The organism is Xanthomonas sacchari (assembly GCF_040529065.1).
GTDB classification, from domain to species: domain Bacteria; phylum Pseudomonadota; class Gammaproteobacteria; order Xanthomonadales; family Xanthomonadaceae; genus Xanthomonas_A; species Xanthomonas_A sacchari.
Map to the genome: position 1 here is coordinate 1,788,362 of NZ_CP132343.1, position 17,633 is coordinate 1,805,994.

Genomic DNA, 17,633 nt, shown 5'->3' on the forward strand with positions numbered 1-17,633 from the left:
TCCGCACGCCGATGACGGGGTGTCCCGACCATCGTAGGTGGCGAAATGCCGTATTTCAACCATATGCGGCATGAACGGGGAGCGGGGGCGCCGGCCTGGCGACCGGTCCCTGCGTCGGGCCTGGCGCGCGACGCTCGTTCAGCCCTGCGGGTCGGGCGCCACGTAGCCGTCGGGCTTGTCGGCGCCGCCCTGGAACAGGAACTTCTCCAGTTCCGTTTCCAGGAACGCGCGATGCTTGGGGTCGCGCGGCGACAGCCGGTTCTCGTTGATCAGCATGGTCTGGTGCGCCAGCCAGGCCTGCCAGCCGGCCTTGCCGATATGCGCGAACACGCGCTTGCCGAGCTCGCCGGGATACGGCACGTAGTCGAGCCCTTCGGCGTCGCGTTGCTGGTACTGGCAGAAGACGGTGCGGGACATGGCAATTCCTGGCGGTGCGTGCGGCGGCGCGCGCTGGCGCGCTAGAGGCCGTCGAGCAGTTTGCGGATCGGTGCGGGCAGCCCCAGCGCCGACAGGTCGGCGCGCGCCACCCAGCGCAGGTCGGCATTGTCGCCCAGGGCATCGCCCATGGCGACCTTGCGCAGGCGCAGCGGCTGCAGGTGCAGGCGGTAATGGCTGAAGGTGTGAACGATCAGCGGCAGTGCTTCGGCGTCGTCGTAGGCGCGCCCGCGCATCCAGCGCGCGTACCAGGCGCGCAGTTCGCTGTCGGTCTCGGCCTGCGGCAGGGTCCACAGCGAGGCCCAGATGCCGGTCGGCGGACGCCGCTGCAGCAGCAGTTCGCCGGCAGCGTTCTCCAGCAGCAGCGCCAGCGCCTCGCGCTCGGGCAGGGTCTTGCCCGGCTTGGGCGTGGGCAGCGCCTCGACCAGGCCGTCGCGGCGCGCCACGCAGTCGTCCTGCAACGGGCACAGCACGCAGGCCGGGTTGGCGCGGGTGCACAGGGTGGCGCCGAAATCCATCTGCGCCTGCGTGTAGTCGGCCATGCGTCCGTCCGGCACGGCGGCCACGTGGTCGTGCGCGAGCGCCCACAGCGGCTTTTCCACCGCTGGCAGGCCGGGGTAGCCGGCGATGCCGTGGTAGCGGGTCAGCACGCGCTTGACGTTGCCGTCGAGGATCGGGAAGCGGTCGTTCCAGGCCTGGCTGAGGATCGCGCCGGCGGTGCTGCGGCCGATGCCGGGCAGCGCGTGCAGGGCCTCGAAATCGCGCGGCAGGTCGCCATCGTGCAGTTCCACGCAGCGCTTGGCGGCGGCATGCAGGTTGCGCGCACGGGCGTAGTAGCCCAGCCCGGCCCATTGCGCCATCACTGCGTCGTTGTCGGCGGCGGCCAGGTCGGGGAGGGTCGGGAAGTGCTGCAGGAAGCGCAGGAAGTAGGGGATGACCACCGCCACCTGGGTCTGCTGCAGCATGATCTCCGACAGCCACACCCGATACGGGCTGCGCGGATGCTGCCAGGGCAGGTCATGGCGCCCGTGGCGGTCGAACCAGGCGAGCAGGCGGGTGGGGAAGGTGTCGGGCTGGCGCATGCTGGCATCTGAGTTCCTTCTCCCTTCGGGAGAAGGTGCCCCGAAGGGGCGGATGAGGGTACGGGCGAAGCCTGGTGCGGTTTGGGTAGTGCGCATGCCGGCATGGCGGGCTTCGCCGTACCCTCACCCCAACCCCCGCTCCGCGCCCCGGCCCGCGCTTGCGGCGCGGGCGCTCCAGGGCACGCGCGCCAGTGGCGCGCAAGCCGTGCCCTGTCGCCCCAGAGGGAGAGGGGCTTCAATCTCAGGCGCCCAGGGCGTCGGGCAGCAACGCGTCGACGAAGGCCTCGGCGTCGAATACGCGCAGGTCTTCGGGGCGCTCGCCGATGCCGGCGAAGCGGATCGGGATGCCGAACTCGCGGGCCAGGGCGAACACCACGCCGCCCTTGGCGGTGCCGTCGAGCTTGGTCACCACCAGGCCGGTGACGCCGACTGCGGCATGGAACTGGCGCAGTTGCGAGAGCGCGTTCTGGCCGGTGGTGCCGTCGATGACCATCAGCACCTCGTGCGGGGCGCTGGCGTCGAGCTTGCCGAGCACGCGGCGGATCTTGCCCAGTTCGTTCATCAGCCCGGTCTGGGTGTGCAGGCGGCCGGCGGTATCGGCGATCAGCACTTCGGTGCCGCGCGCCTTGCCGGCCTGCAGCGCATCGAAGGCCACCGAGGCGGCGTCGGCGTTCTGGCCCTGCGCGATCACGGTGACGCCGTTGCGCTCGCCCCAGGCCTGCAGCTGCGCCACCGCGGCGGCGCGGAAGGTGTCGCCGGCGGCCAGCATCAGGCTGTGGCCTTCGTCCTTGAAGCGCTTGGCCAGCTTGCCGATGGTGGTGGTCTTGCCGACGCCGTTGACGCCGACGGTCAGCACCACGAACGGCTTGGCATTGCGGTCGATCTGCAGCGGCCTGGCCACCGGCTGCAGGATCGCCAGCAGGTCGGCGCGCAGCGCCTGCTGCAGCGCCCTGGCATCGGCGAACTCGCGCGCCTTCATGCGCTTGCGCAGGCTCTCGATCAGCGCGGTGGTGGCGGGGATGCCGACGTCGGCGGTGATCAGCGCGGTCTCGATCTCGTCGAGCAGGTCATCGTCGAGCTTGGGATTGCGCGAGAACAGGCTGCCGACGCTGCGCGCGAAGCTGCTGTTGCGCAGCCGTTCGCGCCAACCGGGCTTGCCGGCCGGCGCGGCAGGCAGCGCGTCGCTGCGGACCAGGTCGGCGTCGGCGGCGGGTACGGACGCGGTGGCCGGTGCTGGAGCCGCGGGGGCGGGCGTTGGCGTCGGCACGCTCGGTGCCGGTGCGGCGGCCGGCGCCGGCACATAGGCCTGCGGCGGCGGCGTGGGCGCTGCGGGCGGAAGCGGCGTCGGTTGCGGCTGCGGGACCGCGACCGGGGCCGACGCCTGCACGGGATGTTCGGCGACCGGCGCGGACGCCGGCTGCGGTGTGGCGGCGGGTGCGGGAGCGGCGGGCGCTGCCTCAGCGGCAGGCGGCGCCGACGGCGCAGGCGCAGCGGGCTCGGCGCTTGCCGGCTTGGGGAAGGCGGCGGCCAGTTCCTCGATGCTGTAGCGCTGGGTGCGGCTCTCGCCGGCGTTGTCCTGGGGCTTGTTGCGGCGGAATAGGCTGACCATGGATGACGCGTGGACCGGAAACAAAGAATGCTACCACTTGCGACCTGAGCGGCCGGTGCAGCGGGGCTGGCTGGGGTGGTTGGCGGGGTGGGATTTTGTGCGCCGTGAACGTGTGCGCGTGCATTGGCGCGGCGCTTGCCCCATCACCGGATCAGCTGCGACCGGGCATCTCTGGTGCGGCAAGGTCACAGCGTAGGTGCGGAAGTTTCATGGCATTTCGATGCGATCGGCTGCGCCGGACCCTCACCCCAACCCCTCTCCCGGGGGGAGAGGGGCTCTGCATTCGTAGCGCCGCGATCTCAACGCCCGCATTCAGCAAAAAACGATTCCCCAATCCCCATTCCCCATTCCCAGCTCTTCACAGCTTGCCCTTCATGGACCGATAGTCGCGCGGGGTCATGCCGACGGTGGCCTTGAACTGGCGGGCGAAGGCGCTCTGGTCGGCGAAGCCGCACAGCTGGCCGATGCTGGCGATGCTGTCGTCGCCGTGCAGCAGGCGCATCGCCGCTTCGATGCGCATCTTGGTCAGCAGTTGCTGCGGGGTCAGCTGGAACACGCGGCGGAAGTGCCGCTCCAGTTGCGCCACCGACAGTTCGGCCAGGTCGGCCAGGGTCTGCACGCGCAGGTTGTCGCCGTAGTGCGCCTGCATGTGTTCCATGGCGCGGCTGATGCGCTCGTAGGCGGAATGGCGGCTGTCCGGCTGGCCCAGGTCGCGGGAGATGCCGACCACGCCGATCACGTCCTCGCCCTCGCATAGCGGGCGCTTGAAGGTCAGGCACCAGCCGGGGGTGCGGTTCGGGAACAGGTGCACTTCCAACTGGTTCTCGATCACCTCGCCGCACAGCACGCGCCGGTCCTGCATCAGGTAGCTGCCGCCCAGCGGCAGCGGGAACACGTCCGCGGCCGACTTGCCGATCAGATCGGCGCGGTATTTCTTGCCCAGTCGCCGCACCAGGGTCAGGTTGACGTGGGTGTAGCGGCCGTCGCGGTCCTTCACGAAGAACACCACGTCCGGCAGGGCGTCGAACAGCGTCTGCAGTTCCAGTGCCGAAATCAGAGTGTCCATGGCGTTCACCTGCGGAAGTGGGCGGCGGTGCGGGCGCGCCGCCGCGCGTCCCCCGAATGCCGATGCTAGCCTAAGTCGGCACCGGCGGGCGTCGCCGGGTTGTGCGAACTTCCGCATTGGCGACAGGCAAACGCTGCTAGCCGGCGGCGGTGCCGAATGTGAGCATGGCTCCATGCATACACTCGATGTCATCGACTCGCACAGCGCCGGCGAACCGACCCGTGTCGTCGTCTCCGGCTTCCCCGATCTGGGAACCGGTTCCCTGGCCGAGCGCCGGGAGCTGTTCCGCACGCGCTTCGACGCCTGGCGCAGCGCCATCGCCTGCGAGCCGCGCGGCTCGGACACCATGGTCGGCGCGCTGCTGCTGCCGCCGGTGGCCGCCGATGCGTGCGCGGCGGTGATCTTCTTCAACAACGTCGGCTACCTGGGCATGTGCGGCCACGGCACCATCGGCCTGGTACGCACGCTGGCCGAGCTGGGCCGGCTGAGCGCGGGCACGCACCGCATCGAGACGCCGGTGGGCACGGTCGGCGTGGAACTGCACGCCGACGGCCGCGTCTCGGTCGACAACGTCGAGAGCTACCGCCATGCCACCGGCGTCGAAGTGCAGGTGCCCGAGTACGGGCGCGTGCGTGGCGACGTGGCCTGGGGCGGCAACTGGTTCTTCATCACCGAACAGACGCCGTGTGCGCTGGAGCTGCGCCACCAGCGCGCGCTGACCGCCTACACCGAGGCGGTGCGGCTTGCGCTGGAGGCGGCGGGCATCCGCGGCGCCGACGGCGGCGAGATCGATCACATCGAGATCAACGGGCCGGCGCCGGACGCCAGCGCCGATGCGCGCAACTTCGTGCTGTGCCCAGGCCTGGCCTACGACCGGTCGCCCTGCGGCACCGGCACCAGCGCCAAGCTGGCGTGCCTGGCCGCCGACGGCAAGCTGGCGCCGGGCCAGGTGTGGCGGCAGCAGGGCATCCTCGGCAGCGTGTTCGAGGGCAGCTACACGGCCGGATCGCGTGGGGTACTGCCGCGCATCACCGGGCAGGCCTACATCACTGCGCGCGCGCAGTTGCTGATCGATCCGCAGGACCCGTTCGCCTGGGGCATCGGCGCCGCATGAGCGGTTTCGACCTGATCGTCGTCGGCGCCGGCATCGTCGGCGCGGCCTGCGCCGATGCAGCGGCGGCCGCCGGCCTGCGCGTGGCGATCGTCGAGTCGGGCAGCATCGGCGGCGGTTCCACCGCCGCGGCGATGGGGCATCTGGTGGCGATGGACGACGATCCTGCGGAACTGGCGCTGTCGGCGTACTCGCTGCGCCTGTGGGAAGAATTCGCGCCGCTGCCGGAGGCGGAGTTCAGCCGTTGCGGCACGCTGTGGGTGGCGCGCGAGGCGCGCGAACTGGAGGCGATTCCGGCCAAGATCCAGCGCCTGGCCGCAGCCGGCGTGCACGCCGAAGCGCTCGATGCGCAGCGCTTGTACCAACTGGAGCCGGCGCTGGTGCCGGGCCTGGCCGGCGGCATGCGCGTGGCCGCCGAGGCGGTGGTGTATCCGCCGCGGATGGCGCGCTACCTGGTCGAGCGCGCCTGCGCCGCCGGCGCGCAGCTGTACGCCGGGCGTCGCGCCACCGCGCTGGCCGATGCCGGCGTGCGCCTGGACGACGGCAGCGCGCTGCATGGCCCGGTATTGGTCGCCACCGGCTGCGCGGTGCCGGAACTGTTGCCGGAGCTGCCGATGCGCGCGCGCAAGGGGCAACTGGTGATCACCGACCGCTACCCGGGTTTCGTCGCCCATCAATTGCTGGAACTGGGCTATGCCGACAGCGCGCACGGCAGCGACGGCAGCAGCGTGGCGTTCAACGTGCAGCCGCGGCCGACCGGGCAGATCCTGATCGGCTCCTCGCGCGAATTCGATGCGACCGACCGTGCGGTGTCGATGCCGATGCTGCAGCGGATGCTGGAGCGCGCCTTCGCGTTCCTGCCGGGCTTGCGGCAACTGCAGGCGATTCGGGTGTGGACCGGCCTGCGTCCGGCCACCCCGGACGGGCGCCCTTACCTGGGCGCGGTGCCGGAGCGGCGCGACGTGTGGGTCGCGGCCGGCCACGAGGGCCTGGGCGTGACCACCGCGCTGGGCAGTGCGCGCCTGCTGCTGGACCAGTTGCTGCAGCGGCCTGCGGCCATCGACCCGGCGCCGTACGCGCCGGCGCGGGCGCTGGCATGAGCGCGCGCATGCTGCGCCTGCAGGTCGACGGCCGCGATGTCGAAGTGCTCGACGGCAGCAGCGTGGCCGCGGCGGTGGCGCAGGTCGCCACGCATTTCCGCCGCTCGCGCAGCGGCCAGCCGCGTGCGCCGCTATGCGGCATGGGCGTGTGCGCCGAGTGCCGGGTGCGCATCGACCGCGTCGGCCAGTTGCGCGCCTGCATCACCCCGGCGCGCGACGGCATGCAGGTGTGGACCGATGGCTGAGCCGCGCACCCATTACGACGTGCTGGTGATCGGCGCCGGCCCGGCCGGGCTGGCGGCGGCGCTGGCGGCGGCCGGGCATGGCCGCCGGGTCGGCCTGGTCGATCTGCAGGCGCGTGCCGGCGGGCAGATCTGGCGCCACGACGTGGCGCAGGCACCGCCGCGCCTGGCCGCGCGCGCGCTGGCGCAACTGGCGGCCAGCGCCGTGACCTTTCTGCCGCAGACCCAGGTGCTGCTGGCGCAGGACCGGCAACTGCTCACCGATGGACCCGATGGCCCGCGTTGGCTGGGCTACGACGCGCTGGTGCTGGCCACCGGCGCGCGCGAATTGCTGTTGCCGTTCCCGGGCTGGACCTTGCCCGGGGTGACCGGCGCCGGCGGCGCCCAGGCGCTGGCCAAGCAGGGCTGGCCGCTGACCGGGCGGCGCGTGCTGGTCGCCGGCAGCGGGCCGCTGCTGCTGGCCTCGGCGGCGACGCTGCATCGCCACGGCGCGCAGGTGCTGGGCATCGTCGAACAGGCGCCGTGGCGCGCGCTGGCCGCGTTCGCCGCGCAGCTGCCGCTGCGCTGGCCGGACAAGGCGCTGCAGGCGCTGGCGCTGCGCACGCAACTGGCCGGGGTCGGCTACCACGCCGGCAGCGTGGTGCTGGCCGCGTATGGCGAGGGCCGCGTGCAGGAGGTGGAGATCGACGGCCCGCGCGGCCGCCGCCGTCTCGCCTGCGATCAACTGGCGGTGGGCTACGGCCTGGTACCGAACGTGGAACTGGCGCAACTGCTGGGCTGTCGCCTGGGCCGTAGCGGCGCGCATCCGTGCGTGGCGGTGGATGCGCAACTGCGCACCAGCGTCGACGGCGTGTATGCCGCGGGCGAGGCGCTGGGCATCGGCGGGCGCGATTGCGCGCGGGTGGAAGGTGCCATCGCCGGCCATCTGGCCGCCGGCCAGGACGCCGATGCGCAGGCGCTGCAACCGCAGCGGCGCCGCGCGCGCGCCTTTGCCGCACTGCTGCAGCGGCAGTTCGCGCTGGACCCGCGCATCCATGCGCTGGCCGCGCCGGATACGCTGGTGTGCCGCTGCGAGGACGTGCCGCTGTCCGCGTTGCAGGGCCATGCCGACCTGCGCGACGCCAAGCTGGCCTCGCGCTGCGGCATGGGCGCCTGCCAGGGCCGCATTTGCGGCAGTGCGCTGACCGAGCTGGGGCTGGCCGCGCGCGCCGCCGATTTTTCCGACGACGGCCGCCGGCCGCCGCTGTTCCCGGCGCGTCTGGACGCGCTGGCCCATCCCTGTCCGGATCCCGGTCCGGACGCCGCTTCCGCCGCGCCCTCGTGCGCGGCCTCCCTTCGCAACTCTCCACAAGGTGTACTTCCATGAGCAAGGCTTCCTTCTGGTACGGCGTGCTGCCGGCCATCACCACCCCGTTCAACGCCGACGGCAGCATCGACCACGCGTTCCTGGCCAAGCATGCGCAGCTCATGGTCGACGCCGGCTGCACCGCGATCGTGCCGCTGGGCTCGCTGGGCGAAGCGGCCACGCTGAGCTTCGACGACAAGCTGGCGATCCTGAAGACCCTGGTGCAGGCGGTCGACGGCCGCATCCCGGTGGTGCCGGGCATCGCCGCGCTGTCCACCGACGAAGCCGTGCGCCTGGCGCAGGCGGCCAAGCAGGTCGGCTGCGGCGGCATCATGGTGCTGCCGCCGTACGTGTATTCCACCGACTGGCGCGAGATGGGCGCGCACATGCGCGCGGTGATCGCCGCCACCGACCTGCCGGCGATCCTGTACAACAACCCGATCGCCTACAAGACCGACTTCAGCCCGGCGCAGATCGCCGAACTGGCGGCCGAATTCCCGAACCTGCAGGCGGTGAAGGAATCCTCCGGCGACGTGCGCCGCTTCGCCGCGCTGGGCGAGCTGCTCGGCGACCGCCTGGTGCTGCTGGTGGGCATGGACGATGCGATCGTCGAAGGTCTGAGCATGGGCGCCAAGGGCTGGATCGCCGGCCTGGTCAACGCGTATCCGAAGGAGTCGGTGAAGCTGTTCGAGCTGGCCCGCGACGGCGGCTATCCGGCGGCCAAGGCGCTGTACGACTGGTTCCTGCCGCTGCTGCGCCTGGACACCGTGCCCAAGTTCGTGCAGCTGATCAAGCTGGTGCAGCAGAAGGTCGGCCTGGGCAGCGAGCGCGTGCGCGCGCCGCGGCTGGTGCTGGAAGGCGCCGAGCGCGAGGCCGCGCTGAAGGTCATCGACCACGCCATCGCCACCCACCCCGGGCACTGAGATGAGTACGCAACCGCTGTTGCTGGCCGGCCATTGGCAGGCCTCGCTGGAAGAGCGCGGCAGTTTCCGCGCCGAGGATCCGCGCGACGGAAGCGAGTTCGGCCCGTCGTTCCCGATCAGCGGCGCCGCCGATCTGGAAGCGGCGCTGAGCGCGGCGGCGCTGAGCGCCGATGCGCTGGCCGCGGCCGCACCGGAACGCATCGCCGGGTTCCTGGATGCGTACGCGGACGCGATCGACGCCGACGTCGAGCGGCTGGTGGCGCTGGCGCATGCCGAAACCGGCCTGCCGGTGGAGCCGCGCCTGGCCAAGGTGGAACTGCCGCGCGCCAGCGGGCAGCTGCGCCAGGCCGCGCAGGCGGTGCGCAGCCACAGCTGGGCGCAGCCGGTGATCGACACCGCGGCGGGGCTGCGCGCGCAGCTGGGGCCGTTGCACAAGCCGGTGCTGGTGTTCGGGCCAAACAATTTCCCGTTCGCGTTCAACGCGGTGGCCGGCAGCGATTTCGCCTCGGCCATCGCCGCGCGCAACCCGGTCATCGCCAAGGCGCATCCCTCGCATCCGGCCACCAGCCAGCGCCTGGCGCAGCTCGCGCACCAGGCGCTGCTGGCGCATGACCTGCCGGCGGCGACGGTGCAGTTGCTCTACCACTTCGACAGCACGCTGGGCCTGGAGCTGGCCGGCGATCCGCGGCTGGGCGCGATCGGCTTCACCGGCAGCCGTGCCGGCGGGCTGGCGCTGAAGGCCGCCGCCGACCGCGCTGGCGTGCCGGCCTATGTCGAACTGTCCAGCGTCAATCCGGTGTTCCTGCTGCCGGGCGCGCTGGCCGAACGCGGCACCGCGCTGGCGCAGGAGTTCTTCGCCTCCTGCACCATGGGCAGCGGCCAGTTCTGCACCAACCCGGGCATCGTGGTGGTGCCCGAGGGGGAGGCCGGCGATGCCTTCGTTGCCGCAGCCACCGCGCATTTCACTGCGGCCGCGCCGGCGCTGCTGTTCTCGCGCGGCGTGCTGGAGCATCTGCAGCGCAGCGTGGGCATGCTGCGCGATGCCGGCGCCACGGTGCTGGCCGGTGGCGAGGCCGACAAGGGGCCCGGCTATCGGCATGCGCCGACGCTGCTGCAAGTGTCGGCCGAGGCCTTCCTGCAGCAGCCGGAGGCGCTGCAGACCGAGGCGTTCGGCCCGGTCAGTCTGATCGTGCGCGGCGGCGGGTTGGGGCAATTGACCGCCCTGGCGCGCAGCTTCGAGGGCAATCTCACCGGCACGCTCTATCGCGCCGCCGATGGCAGCGACGACATGGCCTTCGCCGCGCTGGCCGCGGCGTTGCGTCCGCGTGTCGGTCGCCTGATCTGCAACAAGATGCCGACCGGCGTGGCGGTGAGCCCGGCAATGAACCATGGCGGCCCGTATCCGAGCACCGGCCATCCGGGCTTCACGGCCGTCGGCATGCCCGCGGCGATCCGCCGCTTCGCCGCGCTGCACAGCTACGACGGCGTGCCCGACGCGCTGCTGCCGCCGTTGCTGCGCGATCGCAATCCCGGCGGCGTGCAGCGCTTGATCGACGGCAGCTGGAGCACCGCCGACGTGGAGCCGCGCGCATGAGCGAGCAGGCCCAGATCGGCGGGTTGACCCTGGAGCAGGCGCACGCACAACTGTCGCCGTGGCCGCACCGCGCGCCGGCGATCCAGCAGCAGGAGTACCGGCAGCGCCTGGCCAACGCGCGTGCGCTGATGCGCGCGCACGGCGCCGACGCGTTGCTGATCGGTGCCGGCGCTTCGTTGCGCTACTTCACCGGCGTGCCGTGGGGCGCCAGCGAGCGCCTGGTGGCGATGCTGCTCACCGCCGAAGGCGATCCGCTGCTGATCTGCCCGGCGTTCGAGGAAGGCTCGCTGGACGCGGTGCTGTCGGTGCCGGTGCGCAAGCGCCTGTGGCAGGAACACGAGGATCCGCACGCGTTGGTCGCCGAGGCCTTGCTGGAACTGGACGCGCAGAGCCTGGCGCTGGACCCGGGCGTGGCCTTCGCGGTGCACACCGGGCTGACGGCGGTGCTGGGCAGGATCGCGATCCGCGATGCGGCGGCGATCGTCGACGGCTGCCGCATGCGCAAGTCGCCGGCGGAACTGGCGCTGATGCAGCAGGCCTGCGACATGACCCTGCAGGTGCAGCGGCTGGCCGCCGGGCTGATCCGCGAGGGCATCACCACCGCGGAACTGACCCGCTTCATCGACCAGGCGCACCGCGCGCTCGGCGCCGACAACGGCTCGACCTTCTGCATCGTGCAGTTCGGCCACGCCACCGCGTATCCGCACGGCATTCCCGGCGTGCAGGCGCTGCGCCCGGGCGAGCTGGTGCTGATCGACACCGGCTGCACGGTGCAGGGCTACCACTCCGACATCACCCGCACCTACATCTTCGGCGAGCCCAGCGAGAAGCAGCGACGCATCTGGCAGCTGGAACACGATGCGCAGGCGGCGGCCTTCGCCGCGGTGCGGCCGGGCGTGGCCTGCGCCGTAGTGGACGAGGCCGCGCGCAAGGTGCTGCAGCGCGCCGGGCTCGGCCCGGACTACCAGTTGCCGGGACTGCCGCATCGCACCGGCCACGGCTGCGGCATGAGCATCCACGAGGCGCCGTACCTGGTGCGCGGCAATGCGCTGGCGCTAGCCCCGGGCATGTGCTGCAGCAACGAGCCGATGATCGTGGTGCCAGGCGAGTTCGGCGTGCGCCTGGAGGATCATTTCTACGTCACCGAGGACGGCGCGCAGTGGTTCACGCCGCCGTCGCCGGCGATCGACCGGCCGTTCGCCTGATGCGCAGGGCGGCCGCCTGCCACGTTTGCGCGGCGGCCGCCGCGGTGTGTCACGGGTGCATGTCGCCCTGCGGAGTTCCACGATGAAGCACATGCGTCTGCCCGTCGCCAGCATCCTGGCGCTGGCCCTGCTGAGCGCCTGTCAGCCGTCGACACCGTCGGCGCCTTCCACGCCGGCGGCAACGGCGCCGGACAAGGCGTCCACCTCGCCATCGCAGGCCTTCGCCGCGCTGCTCGATGCGCAGTGGCAGTACCAGCTCGAACACCATCCCGAGTTCGCCAGCATCATCGGCGACAGCCGCTACAACGACCGTTGGACCGACTATGCGCCGGCCGCGTTGGAAGCCGAACGCCAGGCGACCGTCGGGTTCCTGGCGCGCTTCGATGCGGTCGATGCCAAGGCGCTGTCGGCGCAGGAGCAGTTGAGCCTGCAGATGATGCAGCGGCAGTTGCGCGACCGGCTGGAGGCAATCGCGCTGAAGAACGACGAGATGCCGCTGGAGCCGGTCGGCGGCATCCAGGTGGCGCTGCCGGGCTATGCGCAGGCGTTTCCGTTCGCCAGCGTCAAGGACTACGAGGACTACATCAAGCGCCTGCAGGCGATCCCGGCGCTGCTCGACCAGGTGGTGGCGCTGTCGCGCGCCGGCGCCAGGGACGGGTTGGTGCAGCCGAAATACCTGCTAGAGCGTATTCCCGCGCAGGTGCGCGAGATCGCCGCACCGGCCGGTGCCGACAGTCCGTTCGCGCTTCCGCTGCAGCAGTTCCCCGCGGCAGTGCCGGAGGCCGAGCGGCCGCGGCTGCGCGCGGCGATGATCGCGGCGATCGACCAGCAGGTGCGGCCGGCCTATCGCAAGCTCGCCGATTTCGTCGCCAACGAATATGCGCCGCAGGGCCGCGTCCACGAAGGCCTGTGGTCGCTGCCCGATGGCGAGCGCCGCTACCGCTACGCGATCCACACCCAGACCACCACCGATCAGTCGCCCGAGCAGATCCACCAGACCGGCCTTGCCGAGGTTGCGCGCATCGAGGGCGAGATGGGCGTGATCGCCAAGCAGCTCGGCTACGCCGACCTGCCGGCGTTGCGTCAGGCGGTGGCCCATGACCGCAAGTTCTTCGCCAGTTCGTCCGAGCAGATCCTGCAGCGCTACCGGGACGACATCGCGCAGATGCAGCCGCAGTTGCCCAAGCTGTTCGGCACCTTGCCAAAGACGCCGCTGGAGGTGCGCGCGATGCCCGCGTTCCGCGCCACCGCGCCTGGTGCCGAGTACTGGCAGAGCGATGCGCAGGGCAGCAAGCCGGGGCTGGTGATGGTCAACACCAGCGATTACGCGCACCGTACCCTGGTCAACATCGAAGCCACCGCCTACCACGAGGGCGTGCCCGGTCATCACCTGCAGATCTCGCTGGCGCAGACCCTGCCGCTGCCGCCGTTCCGCCAGCAATCCAGCTACAACGCCTATGTGGAAGGCTGGGCGCTGTACGCCGAGCGGCTGGGCAAGGAGGTGGGCTTCTACCGCGATCCGTACAGCGATTACGGCCGCCTGGCCGGCGAACTGCTGCGCGCCAACCGGCTGGTGCTGGATACCGGCGTCCACTACAAGCGCTGGACGCGCCAGCAGATGATCGACTTTTTCCACGCGCATCCGTCCGACGACGAACCCAGCATCCAGGCCGAGACCGATCGCTACATCGTCTGGCCGGGCCAGGCGCTGGGCTACAAGCTCGGCGAGCTGGACATCCTGGCGCTGCGCGAGAAGGCCAAGCGCGCGCTGGGCGATCGTTTCGACATCCGCGCCTTTCACGATGCCATCCTCGGCGGCGGCGCGATGCCGCTGGACCTGCTGGACGCGCGCATCGATGCCTGGATCGCCCAGGTCCAGACCGGCGCTCCCGCCACTCCGGAGACTTCGCGATGACCGCTCATTCCCGACTGCGCACCGCGCTGGCCCTGGCTATCGCCTGCACCCTGGCCTGGCAGGGGGCCGCCCATGCCGCGCCGGCAAAGAGCGCGGCGCCAGCGGCCGCCGCGCCTGCCGACGATGCCGGTGCGCGCTTCAAGGCGCTGTACCAACGCGAGTGGAAATGGCGCCAGGAGCAATTCGCCGGCGCCGACGACGAAGACGCGCAAGGGCAGGCAGCCGATCACCTGCCCAAGGTCGATCCGGCCACCCAGGCGCAGCGCACCGCGTACTGGCAGCAGGTGCTGCGCGACCTGGACGCGATCGACCCGACACAGCTGGCGGCGCAGGACCAGGTGAACTACCAGGTCTATCGCCAGCAGTTGCAGGTGCTGCTCGACCAGCAGCGTTTCCGCGTCTGGGAAATGCCGTTCAACAGCGATTCCGCGTTCTGGAGCGACCTGGGATTCACTGCGCGCGCCACCCTGCGCAACCGCGAGGACTACCAGCGCTACCTCGGGCAGCTTGCCGACATCCCGCGCTACTTCGACGAGCAGATCGCCAACATGCGCGCCGGCCTGGCGCGCGGTTTCGCCCAGCCCAGCGTGATCCTGCAGGGCCGCGACCAGTCGATCGCTGAGGTCGCGCAGGCGGCGGGCGAGACCAATCTGTTCTACACCCCGTTCAAGCAGATGCCGGCGACGATCCCGGCGCCGTTGCAGGCGCAGTTGCGCGCGCAGGCGCGCACGGCGATCGCCCAGCAGGTGGTACCGGCCTACGCCAAGCTGCTGCGTTTCATGCGCGAGGAATACCTGCCCAAGGCACGCCCGGCGCTGGCCGCCGAATCGATGCCCGACGGCGCGGCGTACTACCGCGCGCAGATCCGCGAATACACCACGCTCGATCTCAGCCCCGAGCAGATCCACGCGGTGGGGCTGGAGGAAGTGGCGCGGCTGCGCAAGGAGATGGACCAGGCGATCGTCGACAGCGGCTTCAAGACCCCGCCCGGCCAGCAGACCTTCCCGGCGTTCCTGCACTACCTGCGCACCGATCCCAAGTTCTACGCCAAGACCCCGGAGGAACTGCTCAAGGACGCGGCGTGGATCGCCAAGCGCGTGGACGGCAAGATCGGCGACTACATCGGCCGGCTGCCGCGGCAGCGCTTCGCGATCGAGCCGGTGCCCGCGGACCTGGCGCCGTTCTATACGGGCGGGCGCGGTGGCCCCGGCATCTACCTGGTCAACACCTACGACCTGCCGTCGCGGCCGCTGTACAACCTCGCTGCGCTGACCCTGCACGAGTCCTCGCCTGGCCATGCGCTGCAGATGCCGTTGGCGGCCGAGCAGGACAACCTGCCGGATTTCCGCCGCTACACCTTCATTTCCGCCTATGGCGAGGGCTGGGCGGTGTACTCGGAATACCTGGGGCAGGAGATGGGGATATACGACACCCCGTACGACCGCTTCGGCTACCTGACCTACCAGATGTGGCGTGCGTGCCGGCTGGTGATCGATACCGGCATCCACCACGACGGCTGGACGCGGGAACAGGCGCAGGCGTTCCTGCGCGACAACACCGCGCTCAGCGAGCACGAGGTAACCACCGAGGTCGACCGCTACATCGCCTGGCCCGGACAGGCGCTGTCGTACTACCTGGGTGAGTTGAAGATCCTCGAGCTGCGGCGCAAGGCGGAGCAGGCGCTGGGCGAGAAGTTCGACATCCGCGCGTTCCATGACGCGGTGCTGGAAACCGGTTCGGTGCCGCTGCCGGTGCTGGAGCAGCGCATCGACCGGTTCATTGCCGAGGGTGGGAAATCGCCTTGGTCGAAGGAGGCGGCGAAGTAAAGCCCCTCTCCCACCGGGAGAGGGGTTGGGGTGAGGGTCGGGGCGCGAAGCGCATGCGGTGTTTCAGCTGCATGAGGCTTCGCCCGGACCCTCATCCGCCCCTGCGGGGCACCTTCTCCCGGAGGGAGAAGGGGACGTAAAAGCCCCTCTCCCACCGGGAGAGGGGTTGGGGTGAGGGTGGGGGCGCGAAGCGCATGCGGTGTTTCAGCTGCATGAGGCTTCGCCCGGACCCTCATCCGCCCCTTCGGGGCACCTTCTCCCGGAGGGAGAAGGGAGTGCTAAGCCCCTCTCCCTCCGGGAGAGGGGTTGGGGTGAGGGTCGGGGCGCGAAGCGCGTGCGGTGTTTCAGCTGCATGAGGCTTCGCTCGGACCCTCATCCGTCCCTTCGGGGCACCTTCTCCCGGGGGAGAAGGGAAACGCCGAGTCCCGCTCCTTCCGGGAGAGGGGTTGGGGTGAGAGTAGGGAACGCGCAGATCATCGAATCGCCAGTGACACCAATCCAGCGGGAGACGCCATGGCCGCACAAGGCAAGTTCCACAAGCGTTTGAGCCTCACCGATCTGACCTTCATCGGGTTGGGCTCGATCTTCGGTTCCGGTTGGCTGTTCTCGGCCAGCCACGTCTCGGCGATCGCCGGGCCGGCCGGCATCGTCTCGTGGATCGCCGGCGGCGTGGCGGTGCTGCTGCTGGGGCTGGTGTACTGCGAACTGGGCGCCGCCCTGCCGCGTGCCGGCGGCGTGGTGCGCTACCCGGAGTACTCGCACGGTGTGCTGCTCGGCTGGCTGATGGGCTTCATCACTTTGATCGCCTTCTCCAGCCTGATCGCGATCGAAGTGGAAGCAGCACGGCAATACGCCGCAGCGTGGTTCCCCTGGCTCAACCAGGCCGGCAGCACCCATCCCAGCGTCGCCGGCTGGCTGCTGCAACTGGCGCTGCTGGTCGCGTTCTTCCTGCTCAACTACTACAGCGTCAAGACCTTCGCCACCGCCAACAACATCGTCAGCGTGTTCAAGTTCCTGGTGCCGGTGCTGGTGATCGTGCTGCTGATGGCGCATTTCGATGCGCGCAACCTGCACGTGCAGGGCTTCGCGCCGTTCGGTGCGGCCGGGGTGGAGGCGGCGATCTCCGCGGGCGGCATCATCTTCGCCTACCTCGGACTCACGCCGATCGTGTCGGTGGCCAGCGAGGTGCGCGATCCGCAACGCAATATCCCGATCGCGCTGATCCTGTCGGTGGCGCTGTCCACGGTGATCTACGTGCTGCTGCAGCTCGCCTTCCTCGGCGGGGTGCCGGCGCAGCATCTGGCCAACGGCTGGGGCGGCATCGACAAGGCGTTCTCGCTGCCATATCACGACATCGCCCTGGCGCTGGGCATGGGCTGGCTGGCGGCATTGGTGATCTGCGACGCGATGATCTCGCCCAGCGGCACCGGCAACATCTACATGAACGCCACGCCGCGGGTGGTCTACGGCTGGGCGCGCAGCGGCGGTTTCCTGCCGGTGCTGACCAAAGTGGACGCCACCTCCGGCATCCCGCGCCCGGCGCTGTGGCTGAGCCTGGGTCTGTCGGTGTTCTGGACCCTGCCGTTCCCCTCGTGGGAGGCGCTGATCAACGTGGTGTCGGCGGCGCTGGTGCTGAGCTATGCGGTGGCGCCAGTGACCGTGGCCGCCTTGCGGCGCAGCGCGCCGGAGCTGCCGCGGCCGTTCCGGTTGCGCGGCATGGCGGTGCTCGGGCCACTGTCGTTCATCGTCGCAGGCCTGATCGTGTACTGGTCGACCTGGAACACGCTGTCGTGGCTGCTCGGCCTGCAGATCGCGATGTTCGCCCTGTACGTGTTGTACCGCCTGCCCAACGCGGCCGGCCGCGCGCGGCTGTGGCGGCAGGTGCGCGGCGTGCTGTGGCTGATCGTGTTCTTCGCGCTGGTGCTGGTGGTGTCGCGTCTGGGCACCTTCGGCGGCAGCGGCTGGATCGCGCATCCCTGGGACACGCTGTGCGTGGCCGCGATCGCGCTGGGCTGCTACCACTGGGGCGCGCGCAGCGGCCTGCGTCCGGAGGAACTGGCACTGGAAGAGGATGACGGGGAGTAGCCGGCCGCGTGTGTGTGTGCGTGTGCGTAGGAGCGGCGCTTGTCCCCTTTGTTGTGATTGGTTGTGACAGACGTTATCGGGAACGCCCGTCGCGG

At 70.7% G+C, this 17,633-nt stretch carries 14 protein-coding genes; 10 read left to right on the forward strand and 4 right to left on the reverse strand.

The genetic code is table 11. The features are described from left to right. Positions 1-138: 138 nt before the first annotated feature. From RAB71_RS07590 to RAB71_RS07605, 4 genes are all read right to left on the reverse strand, one after another. A complete protein-coding gene (locus tag RAB71_RS07590) occupies positions 139-417 on the reverse strand; it encodes an oxidative damage protection protein (protein WP_010344222.1) in 279 nt (92 codons plus the stop codon). Positions 418-458: 41 nt separating this feature from the next. After that, positions 459-1,517 (reverse strand): A/G-specific adenine glycosylase, encoded by a 1,059-nt coding sequence (mutY, locus tag RAB71_RS07595; RefSeq protein WP_010344223.1) that lies wholly within the window; start codon positions 1,515-1,517, stop codon positions 459-461. 241 nt (positions 1,518-1,758) lie between these two features. Beyond that, complete coding sequence (gene ftsY / locus RAB71_RS07600) at positions 1,759-3,126, reverse strand: signal recognition particle-docking protein FtsY (protein ID WP_104609479.1); 1,368 nt, start codon at positions 3,124-3,126, stop codon at positions 1,759-1,761. Positions 3,127-3,484: 358 nt separating this feature from the next. Beyond that, positions 3,485-4,192, reverse strand: coding sequence for an AraC family transcriptional regulator (locus RAB71_RS07605; RefSeq protein ID WP_029562152.1), 708 nt, complete (start codon positions 4,190-4,192; stop codon positions 3,485-3,487). 172 nt (positions 4,193-4,364) lie between these two features. Here RAB71_RS07605 and RAB71_RS07610 point away from each other — a divergent pair, with 172 nt between their 5' ends. From RAB71_RS07610 to RAB71_RS07655, 10 genes are all read left to right on the forward strand, one after another. Continuing rightward, positions 4,365-5,306: a 4-hydroxyproline epimerase gene (locus RAB71_RS07610; protein WP_010343413.1), complete on the forward strand. Its 942-nt coding sequence runs from the start codon at positions 4,365-4,367 to the stop codon at positions 5,304-5,306. Continuing rightward, the gene (locus tag RAB71_RS07615) at positions 5,303-6,403 is read left to right on the forward strand and encodes an FAD-binding oxidoreductase (RefSeq protein ID WP_010343412.1); all 1,101 of its coding nucleotides are present in this window, start codon (positions 5,303-5,305) and stop codon (positions 6,401-6,403) included. The genes RAB71_RS07610 and RAB71_RS07615 overlap by 4 nt, the downstream gene beginning before the upstream one ends. Further along, positions 6,400-6,648: a (2Fe-2S)-binding protein gene (locus tag RAB71_RS07620; RefSeq protein WP_010343411.1), complete on the forward strand. Its 249-nt coding sequence runs from the start codon at positions 6,400-6,402 to the stop codon at positions 6,646-6,648. Before RAB71_RS07615 ends, RAB71_RS07620 begins: the two co-directional genes overlap by 4 nt. Continuing rightward, a complete protein-coding gene (locus tag RAB71_RS07625; protein ID WP_104609480.1) occupies positions 6,641-8,011 on the forward strand; it encodes an FAD/NAD(P)-binding oxidoreductase in 1,371 nt (456 codons plus the stop codon). The genes RAB71_RS07620 and RAB71_RS07625 overlap by 8 nt, the downstream gene beginning before the upstream one ends. Beyond that, positions 8,008-8,913 carry a dihydrodipicolinate synthase family protein gene (locus RAB71_RS07630; protein WP_010343407.1) on the forward strand — a complete coding sequence of 302 codons (906 nt, stop codon included), beginning with the start codon at positions 8,008-8,010 and terminating at the stop codon, positions 8,911-8,913. Before RAB71_RS07625 ends, RAB71_RS07630 begins: the two co-directional genes overlap by 4 nt. Before the next feature lies 1 nt (position 8,914). Then, on the forward strand, positions 8,915-10,507 hold the full coding sequence (locus RAB71_RS07635; protein WP_010343406.1) for an aldehyde dehydrogenase family protein: 1,593 nt from the start codon (positions 8,915-8,917) through the stop codon (positions 10,505-10,507). Beyond that, a complete protein-coding gene (locus tag RAB71_RS07640) occupies positions 10,504-11,712 on the forward strand; it encodes a Xaa-Pro peptidase family protein (RefSeq protein ID WP_010343405.1) in 1,209 nt (402 codons plus the stop codon). The genes RAB71_RS07635 and RAB71_RS07640 overlap by 4 nt, the downstream gene beginning before the upstream one ends. A gap of 82 nt (positions 11,713-11,794) precedes the next feature. Next, entirely contained in the window at positions 11,795-13,627 is a 1,833-nt protein-coding gene (locus tag RAB71_RS07645) for a DUF885 family protein (RefSeq protein WP_010343404.1), read from the forward strand. Beyond that, on the forward strand, positions 13,624-15,453 hold the full coding sequence (locus tag RAB71_RS07650; protein WP_010343403.1) for a DUF885 family protein: 1,830 nt from the start codon (positions 13,624-13,626) through the stop codon (positions 15,451-15,453). Before RAB71_RS07645 ends, RAB71_RS07650 begins: the two co-directional genes overlap by 4 nt. A gap of 513 nt (positions 15,454-15,966) precedes the next feature. Next, positions 15,967-17,538: an APC family permease gene (locus RAB71_RS07655; RefSeq protein WP_010343402.1), complete on the forward strand. Its 1,572-nt coding sequence runs from the start codon at positions 15,967-15,969 to the stop codon at positions 17,536-17,538. Positions 17,539-17,633: the final 95 nt, after the last annotated feature.

Coding starts and splice junctions, on each gene's coding strand:
- RAB71_RS07590 (WP_010344222.1), bottom strand. CDS start 417: ATGTCCCGCACCGTCTTCTGCCAGTACCAGCAACGCGACGCCGAAGGG.
- mutY (WP_010344223.1), bottom strand. CDS start 1,517: ATGCGCCAGCCCGACACCTTCCCCACCCGCCTGCTCGCCTGGTTCGAC.
- ftsY (WP_104609479.1), bottom strand. CDS start 3,126: ATGGTCAGCCTATTCCGCCGCAACAAGCCCCAGGACAACGCCGGCGAG.
- RAB71_RS07605 (WP_029562152.1), bottom strand. CDS start 4,192: ATGGACACTCTGATTTCGGCACTGGAACTGCAGACGCTGTTCGACGCC.
- RAB71_RS07610 (WP_010343413.1), top strand. CDS start 4,365: ATGCATACACTCGATGTCATCGACTCGCACAGCGCCGGCGAACCGACC.
- RAB71_RS07615 (WP_010343412.1), top strand. CDS start 5,303: ATGAGCGGTTTCGACCTGATCGTCGTCGGCGCCGGCATCGTCGGCGCG.
- RAB71_RS07620 (WP_010343411.1), top strand. CDS start 6,400: ATGAGCGCGCGCATGCTGCGCCTGCAGGTCGACGGCCGCGATGTCGAA.
- RAB71_RS07625 (WP_104609480.1), top strand. CDS start 6,641: ATGGCTGAGCCGCGCACCCATTACGACGTGCTGGTGATCGGCGCCGGC.
- RAB71_RS07630 (WP_010343407.1), top strand. CDS start 8,008: ATGAGCAAGGCTTCCTTCTGGTACGGCGTGCTGCCGGCCATCACCACC.
- RAB71_RS07635 (WP_010343406.1), top strand. CDS start 8,915: ATGAGTACGCAACCGCTGTTGCTGGCCGGCCATTGGCAGGCCTCGCTG.
- RAB71_RS07640 (WP_010343405.1), top strand. CDS start 10,504: ATGAGCGAGCAGGCCCAGATCGGCGGGTTGACCCTGGAGCAGGCGCAC.
- RAB71_RS07645 (WP_010343404.1), top strand. CDS start 11,795: ATGAAGCACATGCGTCTGCCCGTCGCCAGCATCCTGGCGCTGGCCCTG.
- RAB71_RS07650 (WP_010343403.1), top strand. CDS start 13,624: ATGACCGCTCATTCCCGACTGCGCACCGCGCTGGCCCTGGCTATCGCC.
- RAB71_RS07655 (WP_010343402.1), top strand. CDS start 15,967: ATGGCCGCACAAGGCAAGTTCCACAAGCGTTTGAGCCTCACCGATCTG.